Raw genomic sequence first — 12,800 nt, 5'->3', positions numbered from 1 at the left:
GCGGCTGGGGGCGCGCTCAGGCGGTGCGCGGCAGCCCGGTCTCGATCAGGCGCGCCCACAGGGAAGCCCCGTACGGCGCGGCCGCGTCGTTGAAATCGTAGTGCGGGTGGTGGAGCGAGGCGCTGTCGCCGTTGCCGATGAACATGTAGGCGCCGGGACGGCGGGCGAGCATGTAGGAGAAGTCCTCGGCGGTCATCATCGGCGCCACCGTCCGGTCGACGTTCTCCTCACCCACCAGCGCCTCGGCGACGCCGGCCATGAAATCGGTCTCGGCGGGATGGTTCTCGGTCACCGGGTAGCTCGCCCCGTACGCGACCCCGCCCCGCGCGCCGAAGCCGCCGGCGATCTCGGCCACCAGGGTCTCGATCCGCGCCTTGATCTCGCCGCGCACGGCCTGGGACAGCGTGCGCATGGTGCCGCGCATGGTGACGGTCTGCGGCAGGACATTGAAGGCCTCGCCGGCCTCCAGCGCGCAGACCGAGACCACGGCCGACTGCACCGGGTCGAGGTTGCGCGACACGATGCTCTGCAGGGCGATGATCACGTGGCTCGACACGAGCACGCTGTCGACGGCGTTCTGCGGCAGGGCCGCGTGGCCGCCCCGTCCCTCGATCGTGATCGTGAAGCGATCGGTCGAGGCCATGATCGGCCCCGGCCGGATCGCGAAGGTGCCGACCGCCATGCCGGGGATGTTGTGCATCCCGTAGACCGACTCGACCCCGAACCGCTCCATCATTCCGTCGTCGACCATCGCCTCGCCGCCGCCGCCACCCTCCTCGGCTGGCTGGAAGATCAGCACGGCCGCCCCGTCGAAATCCCGGGTCTCGGCGAGGTACTTGGCGGCGCCGAGGAGCATGGTCGTGTGACCGTCGTGGCCGCAGGCGTGCATCTTGCCCGGCACGGCGGAGCGGTAGGGCAGGTCGCGCACCTCTTGGATCGGCAGGGCGTCCATGTCGGCGCGCAGGCCGATGGCACGGTTGGAGCTGCGTCCCCGGCCGCGGATGACGCCCACCACCCCGGTCCGACCGATGCCGGTGACGACCTCGTCACAGCCGAAGGACCGCAGCGTCTCGGCGACGAAGCCGGCGGTGCGGTCGACGTCGTAGAGCAGCTCGGGATGGGCGTGCAGGTCGTGCCGCCACGCCGTCATCGTGTTGGCGAAAGCGCGGATCCGTTCGAGGACGGGCATCGGGGCGGGGCTCTCGTGGCCTTGGCTGGTGGGCCGGACCAGCAAAGCCGGGGCCAGAGCCGCCGTCAACGGCCAAGCTCGGTATCCGCGGAGCCTCGCTCACGCTGCGCCCCGCCCCGTGATCCCGCGCCCGCGCCGCCGCGGCGCGGGTGTATGGTCGCCTGCGGCGAGGTCGTCCAGGATCGGGCAGTCCGGCCGCGCGTCGCCGCAGCAGGCCTCCGCCAAGTGCTCCAGCGTCCGGGCCATGCCCTCCATCTCGGCGATGCGGCGGCGCAGATCGGCGATCTGCTCCTGCGCGATCGCCTTCACCCCGGCGCTCGGCCGGGCGCGGTCGCGCCAGAGCGCCAGGAGATCCGCGATCGCGTCCACGCTGAAGCCGAGGTCGCGGGCGCGGCGGATGAAGCGCAGCGTGTGCAGGTCCGCCTCGCCGTAGTGGCGGTAGCCGGATTCGGACCGGGCGGCCGGCGGCAGCAGGCCGGTCGCCTCGTACCAGCGGATCATCTTGGCCGAGACGCCGGTCCGGCGCGCCGCCTCGCCGATCGTGAGGGTCGCCGCGCTCATGCCGGCCTCGCGGCCAGCGCCGGCCCCTCGGCCGCCGCGGGACGCCCGCCGGCCCGGCGCAGCCGCAGGGCGTTGCCCAGGACGAACACGCTCGAGAAGGCCATGGCGCCCGCGGCCAGGATCGGCGACAGGGCCGGGCCGCCGAACGGCACCAGCACGCCGGCCGCCACCGGGATCAGCGCGGCGTTGTAGGCGAAGGCCCAGAACAGGTTCTGGCGGATATTAGCCATCACCGCCCGCGACAGCGCCAGGGCCTCGACCAGGGCCTCCAGATCGCCCGACATCAGCACCACGTCGGCGCTCTCGACGGCGATGTCGGTGCCGGTGCCGATCGCCAGTCCGACATCGGCCTCGGCCAGCGCCGGCGCGTCGTTGATGCCGTCGCCCACGAAGGCCACCGGCCCGTGTTCCGCCCGGAACCGCTGGACCGCCTCGACCTTCCCGCCGGGCAGCACCCCGGCGGCCACGGCGTCGATGCCGAGGCTCCGCGCCACGCCGGCGGCGGTGACGGGATCGTCGCCCGTGACCATCGCCACCGTGAGGCCGCGCGCCTTCAGGGCCGCCACCGCCGCGCGGGCGCCCGGCTTCACGGGATCGGCCACCGCCAGGATCGCGGCGTGGCGCCCGTCGAGGACGAGGTGGATCGGGCTCCGCCCCGCGCCCGCCAGCGCCTCGGCCCGGGCAGCGAGATCCGGGTCGAGGGCGACGCCGAGGCGCTCCAGGTAGCGCGGCGCGCCGAGGGCCACGGCCCGGCCCGCGACCCGTCCGGCGATCCCGAAGCCCGCCACCGCCTCGAAGCTGTCCGGTTCCGGCAGGTCGAGGCCGCGCTCGCGGGCCGCCGCCACGACGGCGCCGGCCAGCGGGTGCTCGGAGCGGGTCTCCAGCGCGGCGGCGAGGGCCAGCGCCGCGTCCTCCGCGACACCAGCGGCCGGGACGATCTCGGTGAGCCGGGGGCGCCCCTCGGTCAGGGTGCCGGTCTTGTCGAGGGCCACCACCCGCACGTCGCGCAGGCCCTGCAGCGCCGCGCCGTCGCGGAACAGCACGCCGCGCGCCGCCGCGCGCCCGGTGCCGACCATGATGGCAGTCGGCGTCGCCAGCCCCATCGCGCAGGGGCAGGCGATGATCAGCACCGCGACGGCGTTGACCAGGGCCGGACCCAGCGCCGGGGCGGGTGCCAGCGTCAGCCAGGCCAGGAAGGTCACCGCGGCGATGGCGATCACCGCCGGGACGAACCGACCGGTGACGCGGTCGACCAGCGCCTGGATCGGCAGCTTGCCGCCCTGGGCGCGCTCCACCATGGCGGCGATCTGCGCCACCACGGTAGCGCCCCCCACGGCCTCGACCCGCAGGTCGAGGCTGCCGCGGCCGTTGAGCGTCCCGCCGACCACGGTATCGCCCGGCCCCTTGCGCACCGGGGCCGGCTCGCCCGTCACCATGCTCTCGTCGACGTGGCTGCTACCGGCCACCACGGCGCCGTCCGCCGCCACCCGCTCGCCGGGACGCACCCGGACCACGTCGCCGAGGCGCAGGGCGTCGAGGGGCACCTCGGTCTCCGCGCCGCCGCGCACGACCCGGGCGGTCTTCGGCGTCAGGTCCATCAGCCGCGCGATCGCCTGGCCGGTGCGCCCCTTGGCGCGGGCCTCCAGCGTCCGGCCGAGCAGGATCAGCGTGACGATCAGGACGCTCGCCTCGAAGTAGATGTGCGCCGCGCCGGCCGGCAGGAGGTGCGGAGCCAGGGTCGAGACCAGCGAGTACAGGTAGGCGGCGCCGGCCCCGAGGGCGACCAGGGCGTTCATGTCGGGATGGCCGCGCAGCAGGCCCGGAACGCCGCGCAGGAAGAAGCGCCGCCCCGGGCCGGCGAGGACCAGGGTGGCCAGCGCGGCCTGGACCAGGGCCGTCACGGGGCCGCCGTGCAGCGCGGGCAGGAGGTGGCCGCCCATGTCGAGGACCACGACGGGCGCCGACAGCAGGGCGGCGACGATCAGGTCGCGCCGCAGGGCGCGCCCCTCCTCGGCCTGACGGGCGGAGGGGTCGACCGGGTGGCCGGCCTCGACCGACCGGGCCTCGTAGCCGGCCGTCTCCACGGCCGCCACCAGCGCGTCCATCGGCACCACCCCCTCGGGATGGCGGATCGCGGCCCGGCCGGCGGCGAGGTTGACGCTGGCGCCGGTCACCCCCGGCACGGCGGCCAGCGCCCGCTCGACGCGGCCGACGCAACTCGCGCAGGACATCCCGTCCACGGCCAGCAGGCTCTGCGTCTCTGGGACGGGGTAGCCGGCATCCGCGAGCGCCGTCGCGACGTCGCCCGGGCTCGTCGCCCCGTCGAGGACGAGGCTGGCGCGGTGGGTGGCGAGGTTCACCGCCACGTCCCGGGCGCCGGGCAGCGCCGCGAGGGCGCGCTCGACGCGGCCGACGCAGGAGGCGCAGGACATGCCCTCGACGTGGAGGGTCAGGGCGACGGATCTCGACATGGCGGTGGTCCGGTTGGAAGCATCCATGCCCAGTCAGATGGAGGTTCCCATGATGGGAAGGTCAAGGGTTCGCGGGCGAGGCTCCGGATCCGGCCGGTCGATGCGGGCCGCGGCCGTTGTCGAATCGCGCCCGCCCGGCCAAGGTCACCGCCCACCGGAGCGAAGGGGACACCGATGAGCGAGCCGCTGACGATCTACGGCGACCCGGGTTCCGGGAACTGCCTCAAGGTCAAGTGGGTCGCGGCGCATCTCGGCATCCCGGCGGTCTGGCGCGACGTCGACGTCCCGGGCGGCGGGACGCGCAAACCCGAGTTCCTCGCCCTGAACCCCGCCGGCCGCGTGCCGATCGTCGTCCTGCCCGACGGCACCGTGCTGTCGGAATCGAACGCGATCATCGTCTACCTCGCGGAGGGCTCCGCGCTGGTCCCCGCGGAGCCGCTGCCCCGCGCCCGGATGCTGCAGTGGATGTTCTGGGAGCAGTACAGCCACGAGCCCTACATCGCGGTCCGCCGCTACCAGCTCCACTACCTCAAGCGGGCGCCCGAGGATCTCGACCCGAAGCTCGCCGAGCGCGGCGCCGACGCCCTGCGGCTGATGGAGGACACCCTCGGGCGCTCGGCCTTCATGGCGGGCGAGACCCTGACCCTCGCCGACGTGGCGCTCGTCGCCTACACGCGCATGGCCCACGAGGGGGGCTTCGACCTCAAGGACTACCCGGCGATCCGCGCCTGGGTCGGGCGCGTCGAGGCCGGGCTCGGGATCGGCCCCTATACCGGGCCGGCCTGATCGGCCGCGAACCGAGGCGGCGCGGCGCCGTACTCGGGCAGGCTGACCCGCACGGTCGTCCCCTCGCCGGCCGCGCTCTCGATGGCGAGGCGTCCGCGGTGGCGGTTGAGGCTGTGCTTCACGATGGCGAGCCCCAGCCCGGTGCCGCCGCGGGCGCGACTCGAGGCGACGTCGACCCGGTAGAAGCGCTCCGTCAGCCGCGGGATGTGCTCGGGCGGGATGCCCGGCCCGTCATCGGCCACCGACAGGACGACGCGGCGCCCGAGGCGCGGGTCGTCCTCGCGGGCGAGCCCGACGCTGATCCGGCCGCCGCCGTACTTCACGGCGTTCTCGATCAGGTTCTCGATCACCCGCGCCAGCTCGTCGGCGTCGCCGGGGACCGCGTAGGGGCCCGCCCCCTCCTCCAGCCGGATCGTGGCGCCCCGCGCCTCGGCGGGCGGGCCCTGGGCGTCGACCATCTGGCGGGCGAGCGCCCCGAGATCGACCACCGCGGTGGGGGCGACGTGCTCGCGCAGCTCGATCCGCGACAGCGACAGCAGGTCGTCGATCAGCCGCGTCATCCGCAGGGCCTGGACGCGCATGATCTCCAAGAAGCGCTCCCGGGCCTGCGCGTCGTCGCGGGCCGGCCCCTGCAGGGTCTCGATGAAGCCGATCAGGGTGGCGAGCGGCGTGCGCAGCTCGTGGCTGGCGTTGGCGACGAAGTCGACCCGCATCGCCTCCAGGCGCCGGGCCGCGGTGAGGTCGCGCAGGAACAGGAGCGCGCTGACGCCGGACCCGTCGGGCATCGGCAGGGCGCCGATCTGGACATCGAAGGTCCGCTCCAGCGGCACCCGGGTCGACAGCGCGACGCGGCGCGGGAGGCCCGAACTCAGCACCGCCTCGATGCCGTCGAGGACCTCCGGGTCGCGGAGCGCGAAGGACAGCGGCCGGGCCTGGTGGAGGGCCGGCAGGAGCGCCCGGGCGGCGGGATTGGCCTCCAGCACCAGGGTGCGCCGGTCGACCAGGATGACCGGGTCCGGCACGTGGGCGAGCAGCGCCTCGGCGACGGCGTGGCGCGGCGTGGTGGTGGCCGGGCGCGGCACGGGCGCCTCGCGGCCGCGTCCGCCGAGCCAGCCGCCCAGGCAGACCGCCGCGAGGCCGATCAGGATCAGCGGGAGATCGAGCCGCCCGGCCAGGGCGGTGGCGAACCCGAGCAGGCCCGCGGCGATCGCGGCGCCGGTCCAGGCGGGGGAGCTGCGCAGGCGGCCGGACATGGCGGGCGCGGCCGGCCGCTCAGCGGGGCTCGGACTCGTCGTGCCACGCCCGGCCGGACGGGCCGGCCGTACCCTCCGGAGGCCCGGGATCGCGGGCGCCGCCCGCGCGCTTGACGATCTCGTACAGCCCGAGCATCGCCAGGGCGGTCACGAACGGCACGACGTAGTAGCAGCCCCGGAACAGCAGCAGCGAGGTCAGCACCTCGTTGCGCGGCAGGCTCGACAGGGCGAGCAGGATCGTCGCCTCGAACACCCCGATCCCGCCCGGCGCGTTCGACGCGATCCCCAGCATGGCGGCGAGCACGTAGATCGCCAGGAAGGTGGTGAAGCCGAGCGTCGTCTCCTGCGGCAGCAGGACGTAGAGCACCGCCGCCGCCGCGCAGACGTCGCCGATCCCGACGATCATCTGGCCGATGGAGACCGAGGCGCCCGGCAGCTCCAGGCGCCACTGCTTGACGGTGATGCTGCGCTTCTTGGCCGAGACCCAGGCGAGGTAGCCGAGCACCAGGGCGAGCGCCGCGAGGCCGACGCCCTGGTTGATCCGGATCGACGTGAAGGCGAGGCCGGCGAGCTGGCCGGCCTCGATGATCAGGCTCAGGCCCAGCACCACGCCCATGCCGAGCCAGAAGGTGAAGCCGGCGATGACGGTGAGCGCGGCGATCTTGGCCGTCGAGAGCCCCTGCCGGGCGTAGATCCAGTAGCGGATCGTCCCGGCGGTGAGCAGCGGGAAGCCGAGAGTGAAACTCACCGCGTAGCTCGTGAAGGAGGCGAGCGCGGTGATCCGGTACGGCACCTTGATCTTGAGCTGGCGCAGGGCCAGCGCGTCGTAGCCGGTCAGGAACAGGTAGCTGATGCCGACGAACAGGAAGGCGAGCCCGAGCTGCTCGGCGGTCGCCGCCGCGATGGCGCTGCGCACCTCCGCCCAGCTGACGCTCTGCACGAGCTTCCACAGGACGCCGAGGGAGACGGCGAACAGCACGATGCTGGCCGCCGTGCCGATCCAGGCATAGCGGCTGCGCCGGCTCTTCCGCTTCGAGCCCGCTTCGGCATCGTGCTGGACCGGCTCGACCGGCTCGGCCGGGCTCCGGTGCTGTCCCTGAAAATTCATGCCGATCGGCGTCCGCCCTTCCGGCTGCGCGGCCCGGCCCGAAGGCCGTCAGCCCGTGCCGGAATCTCCCGGACCGCGGCCCGTTGCCCCGCATGTAGGCCGAACCGGGGCGCAAGGCCAGGGAAGGCAGGCCCGTGACGGGCGATCTATCCTCAGCCGGAGGTCCGATCAAGGATCGCGGCCGCTTCCGCGAGGCCGCGCCGGATCCGCTCCGGCACCTCCGGCGCGGTGCAGACATAGGTCGGGCTCGGGTGCGGCACCCGGATCACCGGAAGGGCGGGGCGGAGCGCCGCGAGGGCGGGCGCGGCCTCGCCGGCGAAGCGGCCGGCCAGCACCGCCACGGCGAGGCGCGGCAGCAGGTCGAGGAGCGGGGCCAGATAGGGCGCGGCCGCCGCGACCTCCGCCCGGCGGGGCGCCCGGTTGCGGGCGCCCTCGGCGTGGATGAGCCAGGGGACCGCGTTCCAGATGAGCGTGTCGGCCCGGCTGAGCCCGGCCTCGGCGAGGAAGCGGAACAGGTTCGCGGCCGTGCCGTTCGCGCTGTCGCGGGTGACGAAGCCGGTGCGCAGGACCGCCGGGCCGGGGGTCTCGAGGAGGAGGAGCATCCGCGCGCCGACGCCGCCGTCCAGGGGGTCGGGCGCCGGGACCGGGGCGCCGCGCTCGGCCGCGATGCGCGCCGCCAGCGCCCGGATCGGTGCGATGTGGGGGCTGTCGATCAGGGCGCGGCGGGCCGCGAGGGCTTCCGGGTCGGCCAGCGCCTTCGGCGCCCGCGGCTCAGCCGGCATCGAGGCCGGGGATCGCCGGGACGAGGCGGCCCGACCGGCGGAAGCGCTCGGCGCCCTCCTCCCGGGCGAGGCGCGCGTCGAGGCCGGCCACGCCGCCGAACTGGAAGCCGATCTGGCTGGCATAGGCCGCGCAGGCGGCGCGCTTCCGGGCCTGCGCGTCCGGGGCGAGACGCATCGCCGGCTCGGCGAGGTCGGCGAACAGGTCGGCGAGGGGCGCCTTCGGGGCGGCCTCCCGCACCGTGTAGGGAAAGTCGCTCCACCACAGGATCGGCTGCGCCGGCGCGAGGCCGCGCAGTGCCCGCACGGTCTGAACGTGATCGACGTGCCCGCCGATCGCCTGCGGGGCCAGGAGGAGATCGGGACTCCCGGCGGCGATCAGCCCCGCGATGGCCGGTGCGAGCTCGGCCGCGACGCCGTCGTCGGCGCGCGTGTCGGCGAAGAGCTCCGGCGCCGAGCCGTAGCCCCGGTGCGGCGCCTCCCGGAACGGCAGGTGGACGGGCGGCGCGATGCCGAGCGCCGCGGCAGCCCGGACATCCTCGTCCCGGCGCAGGGCCATGTAGTCGACCTCCGGTCCGAGCCCCTTGTCCAGCTGGCAGGCGAGCGCGAAACCCCTCGGCTCGGCGACGCTGCCGGTGAACAGGGTCGCCATCACCACGCGCCAGCCAGCTTGCGCGAGGCTTGCCAGGAGGCCGCCGCACGAGAAGGCCGCGTCGTCGAGATGGGGCGAGAGGGCGAGCGCGGTGGGCATGGTCCGGGGTGCGACGGTCTCGATGGGTTCCAACCCGCGCGCTCAGAGCAGGTGCGGCTCGGCGCGGAAGCGACAAGTCGGATCGTGGGGCAGATCCGGCGAGAAGCCGGTGGCCGGCCGCTCGCCGCGCACGCGGGCGTAGACGTCCATGATCTGCCGCCCGACCGCGTGCCACGAGTAGACGCGGCGGCACTCCTCCAAGCCGGCCGTCGCGATGCGGCGGCGCAGATCCGCGTCCGCGATGACCCGGGTGAGCGCGGCGGCCAGCGCCGGGACGTCGCCCGGGTTCACCAGCAGCCCGTTCTCCCCGTCGCGCAGGCAGTCCGAGACGCCGACCGCGTGGCACGAGACGGTGGCGAGCCCGGCCGCGAGCGCCTCCAGGATCGTGTTGGAGAAGCCCTCCGCGTAGGTCGGCGAGACGAACACGTCGGCGCGGCGGTAGAGGTCGGGCACGGTGGCGTACTCGGCGTAGCCCGTGAAGGCGATCTCCCGCTCCGAGAAGGCGCGCTCGGCGGCGAGCGCCTTGGCCGGGTCCACGTCGGGCCCGATCCCCGAGATGGTGGCGGCGAACGGCGTGCCCTGCGCGCGCAGGATCGCCAGGGCCTCGATGAAGTCGAGCACGCCTTTCCGGCGGTCGACCCGGCCGTGGTAGAACAGCCGCACCGGGCCCGGATGGGGCGCGGGCAGCCCGTCGGGCGTGCCCTGCGCGAACCGGTCGGTGTCGACCGCGCCGGGCACGATGGTGAAGCGGGCGGGGTCCGACCCGAGCCGCTCGCAGACCTCGTCCACGAAGGAGGCGCCGCCGATCAGCAGCGCGTTGGCGTGGGCCAGCACCTCGCACATGGCGACCCGGTGGGTCTCGCAGCAGGAGCCGACCCAGTGGCCGTCGCCGCCCTGGATCGAGACGACGCTCGGCACGCCGAGTTCGCGCGCGGCGAGCAGCACCGCCCAGCCGGTCGGGTAACCGTATTGCGCGTGCAGGATGTCGAAGGGTTGTCGGGCGTGCTCGCGGCAGATCGCGTCCACCATCGCGGCGATGTCGCGCTCGAAGTCGCCCGACGCCTGCTCGCCGAGCTGCTCCAGGCCGATCACCCGCACGCCCGGCACCGGCGGGGGCGGCCCGCCCCCGTAGACCCGGGTGCCGAAGGCGTCGCCCCGGTACTGCGAGATCATCGTGACGTCGTGGCCGGCGCCGACCAGCTCGCGCAGCAGGTTCTGCGCGTAGACGCTCATGCCCGATATCGCCGGGAAATAGCGACGGCTGAGGAAGAGGATTCTCATCGCGCCGCACCTTCGCATCGACCGGGCGAGGCGCCGAGGCGCCCCCTCTCCCGTGCCCGGTCCTCGCCTCGCCGCGGTTCGGCTCTCACTGCCATTGCCGCCGCGTCTCCTGCTCGCCGGCCAGGACCGGGCCGGGGCGCCGACAGCCGCGGAGATAGTCCAGCGCCTGCGGGATCATCACGTCGGCCCGGTGGCTCTCGCGGGACAGCTCGACGCAGATCAGCTTGCCGAAGCCGACCGCCTCCAGGGCCTCCAGGACACCCGGCACGTCCATGTCGCCCTCGCCGAACGGCAGGTGGATGTGGCTGCCGCGCTTCATGTCCTCGATCGCCACGGTGCCGATCCGGTCGGCGAATTCCCGCACGGCGGCCGCCGGCTCGCGCTCGCCCGTGACGAGGCAGTGACCGGTGTCGAGGGCGAGCTTCAAGCCCGGCACGGAGAGGGAAGCGTAGTCGTCGAGCGTCTCGATCAGCATGCCGGGCTCGGGCTCCAGGCAGGGCACGACACCGGCCTCGGCGGCGAACGAGGCGACCTCGTGCAGCCCTTCCTCCAGCCAGCGCCGGGCCTCGCCGGGATCGACGCCGGGCTTCGGAACGCCGGCCCAGAACGAGACCGCCTCGGCGGAGAGCATGGCGCCGATCTCGATCGCCCGCTTGAGGAAGCCGACCCGCCGGGCGCGGCCCGCGGCGTCGGCGGTCACCAGCGTCGGCTCGTGTTTGGCGGACGGATCGAGGAGGAAGCGGGCGCCCGTCTCGATGACGCAGGTCAGCTCCAGCTTCTCCAGCAGGCTCGCCACCCGGCCGGCTTCCGCCGCCCAGGTGTCGGCGAAGGGGTCAAGGTGGTGGATGTCGAGGGTGAGCGCCACGCCGTCGTAGCCCGCCGCCTTGATCAGATGGAGCGCGTCGTCGAGGCGGTGGTTGGCCGCGCCGTTGGTGTTGTAGGCGAACCGGAGCGTCACGCCGCCCTCCCCTTCCGCTGGGCGAGGCGGAATGGCGCGTGGTGCGATTCCGGCTCGCGGTAGAGCGGATAGTGCCGCCCGACGATCCGCTCAGCCAGGGCCACGTCGAACAGCGGCTGGCCGCCGAACCGCTCCAGGGCTTCAGGGGTCAGACGCACCGGCCGCAAAGTCTCGCTCTCGGTGCCGAACTGGATGAGGGGATGGTCGCGGTCGATGAGCTTCCTCGTGTTGCGCTCGCCGATCCGGTAGTAGCTCATGGTCTCGACCTCGAGCCCCGGCACGATCGCCTTCACGACGCCGACCCCGCCGCCCGGCGGCGTGCAGTCGACGTAGAGCACGTCGAAGCCAGCCTCCAGCAGCCGGTCGCAGGCGATCTTCCCCCGGGCGTGGCCGTCGGCGGCCGGGGTCGAGGGCAGCTCGGCGAAGCGCTTCGTGCTCCGCTCCGAATAGACGGTGTCGGCCAGCACGCCGCGCAGGTCGGCCGCAGGCATCTCGATCCACTCGAGCATCGCCTGCAGGGCGCGGCTCTCCTCCAAGTCCAGGCTGGGCAGCGCCTTCTGGATGAACGCATCGACGTAGCCGGGCGGCGTCACCGTGGCGGCCATGTCGAGGGGGCCGTGCCCGAAGGTCTTGCGCACCCGCGCGGCCTGGAACTCCAGCAGCGCCTTGCGGAGCGCCCGCTCCCGGTCCGGGTCGCAGGCCTCGCCGCAGGCCGAGAGGGCGATCGGCGCCGGGGTGCGCGCCGGATCCTCGTCGTAGCCGACGACGTAGAGGTTGGTCAGCCCGAACTGGTCGGTGGCGAATTTCGGCAGCGCCCGGATGCCCAGCGCCTTCAGCCGGGCCAGCATGGCGGCGTTCTCCGGGCCGATGCCGTCGAGGTCGAGCATCACGCCCTGGTCGAGGGCCCGGAACAGCAGGCCGTTGCCGTCCCGCTGGAGCAGCTCCAGCACGCCGTGGCCCAGCGCGAAGGGCACGTCGGGCCCGGCGCCGAGGCCGTTGGTGATCAGGTTGGTGAAGGGCTTGTAGCCCTCCGACAGCTCGAAATAGTCGGTAGCGGCGACGTCGAGCGGCATCAGCACGATCTCGCCCGTGGCGTGGCGGATGCTCGGCGTCCACTCGAGCACCGTGTCGCGGTTCACCGGGGAGCCCGCGGGCAGGCAGAGGGTCAGCGGGTCGGCGACCGACTTGGCGCCGTAGACGCGGACGAGATCGGTATAGCTCGCCCGCTCCTTCGCGCGGGGCAGCACCGCGAGGGACGGCATCAGGTTCTCGGCGATCTCCGCCACGGCGCCGATCAGCGCCTCGTCGTCGGTGGCGCCGTAGCCGATCCCAGACGGCATCGCGCCCACGAAGAACGGGTCGTCGAGGAACAGGGCCACGAACCAGACCGGGATGCCGGTGCGATCGAGCGGTGCCAGCGGGAAGCCGACGACGCGCCCCTCCGGCAGCACGTCGAGATAGGCCTTGACCGGGTCGGGCAGGGTCTCGGGCAGGCCCTCGATCGGCCGCTTGGCGCCGAAACGGTAGGGGCGCGGCGCCTTGATCCGCTCGTGGCGGGCGCGGTCGTCCTGGTCGTGGAAGGCGTCTGCGTTGCTCACGTCGTGTTCCCGTCTTCCTCGAACCGCCTGCCTTCCCACCTTCGTCCCACTCACCCCCTCATCCT

At 74.1% G+C, this 12,800-nt stretch carries 11 protein-coding genes; 1 reads left to right on the top strand and 10 read right to left on the bottom strand.

Features of this window, described 5'->3' with window-relative positions; translation table 11 throughout:
* Positions 1 to 16: 16 nt before the first annotated feature.
* The 3 genes from BM314_RS03005 to BM314_RS02995 form a co-directional block, all read right to left on the bottom strand.
* Entirely contained in the window at positions 17 to 1,189 is a 1,173-nt protein-coding gene (locus BM314_RS03005; RefSeq protein ID WP_091976836.1) for a M20 aminoacylase family protein, read from the bottom strand.
* Positions 1,190 to 1,288: 99 nt separating this feature from the next.
* Positions 1,289 to 1,750, bottom strand: coding sequence for a Cu(I)-responsive transcriptional regulator (cueR, locus tag BM314_RS03000; RefSeq protein ID WP_091679471.1), 462 nt, complete (start codon positions 1,748 to 1,750; stop codon positions 1,289 to 1,291).
* Positions 1,747 to 4,221, bottom strand: coding sequence for a heavy metal translocating P-type ATPase (locus BM314_RS02995; protein ID WP_091976834.1), 2,475 nt, complete (start codon positions 4,219 to 4,221; stop codon positions 1,747 to 1,749). The genes cueR and BM314_RS02995 overlap by 4 nt, the downstream gene beginning before the upstream one ends.
* A 174-nt stretch (positions 4,222 to 4,395) precedes the next feature.
* Between BM314_RS02995 and BM314_RS02990 the strand changes: the two genes are divergently transcribed.
* The gene (locus BM314_RS02990; RefSeq protein WP_091976833.1) at positions 4,396 to 5,007 is read left to right on the top strand and encodes a glutathione S-transferase family protein; all 612 of its coding nucleotides are present in this window, start codon (positions 4,396 to 4,398) and stop codon (positions 5,005 to 5,007) included.
* Here the strand turns inward: BM314_RS02990 and BM314_RS02985 are convergent.
* From BM314_RS02985 to BM314_RS02955, 7 genes are all read right to left on the bottom strand, one after another.
* Positions 4,989 to 6,260 (bottom strand): ATP-binding protein, encoded by a 1,272-nt coding sequence (locus tag BM314_RS02985; protein WP_170868023.1) that lies wholly within the window; start codon positions 6,258 to 6,260, stop codon positions 4,989 to 4,991. The genes BM314_RS02990 and BM314_RS02985 overlap by 19 nt on opposite strands.
* A 19-nt stretch (positions 6,261 to 6,279) precedes the next feature.
* Complete coding sequence (locus BM314_RS02980) at positions 6,280 to 7,368, bottom strand: lysylphosphatidylglycerol synthase domain-containing protein (protein WP_020092580.1); 1,089 nt, start codon at positions 7,366 to 7,368, stop codon at positions 6,280 to 6,282.
* Positions 7,369 to 7,520: 152 nt separating this feature from the next.
* On the bottom strand, positions 7,521 to 8,150 hold the full coding sequence (locus BM314_RS02975) for a uracil-DNA glycosylase (protein WP_091976831.1): 630 nt from the start codon (positions 8,148 to 8,150) through the stop codon (positions 7,521 to 7,523).
* Complete coding sequence (locus BM314_RS02970) at positions 8,140 to 8,898, bottom strand: PIG-L deacetylase family protein (protein ID WP_091976898.1); 759 nt, start codon at positions 8,896 to 8,898, stop codon at positions 8,140 to 8,142. Before BM314_RS02970 ends, BM314_RS02975 begins: the two co-directional genes overlap by 11 nt.
* Positions 8,899 to 8,940: 42 nt before the next feature.
* Positions 8,941 to 10,179: a glycosyltransferase family 4 protein gene (locus BM314_RS02965; protein ID WP_091679479.1), complete on the bottom strand. Its 1,239-nt coding sequence runs from the start codon at positions 10,177 to 10,179 to the stop codon at positions 8,941 to 8,943.
* Positions 10,180 to 10,264: 85 nt separating this feature from the next.
* The gene (locus tag BM314_RS02960; RefSeq protein ID WP_091926216.1) at positions 10,265 to 11,137 is read right to left on the bottom strand and encodes a sugar phosphate isomerase/epimerase family protein; all 873 of its coding nucleotides are present in this window, start codon (positions 11,135 to 11,137) and stop codon (positions 10,265 to 10,267) included.
* Positions 11,134 to 12,735, bottom strand: a complete 1,602-nt coding sequence (locus BM314_RS02955; RefSeq protein ID WP_091976830.1) for a YcaO-like family protein — start codon at positions 12,733 to 12,735, stop codon at positions 11,134 to 11,136. The genes BM314_RS02960 and BM314_RS02955 overlap by 4 nt, the downstream gene beginning before the upstream one ends.
* Positions 12,736 to 12,800 lie beyond the last annotated feature (65 nt).

It is taken from the genome of Methylobacterium sp. 13MFTsu3.1M2 (assembly GCF_900112625.1).
Classification (GTDB): Bacteria; Pseudomonadota; Alphaproteobacteria; order Rhizobiales; family Beijerinckiaceae; genus Methylobacterium.
Note: the sequence above shows the minus strand (reverse complement) of the source record. Positions and strands in the feature narration are given on the sequence as shown.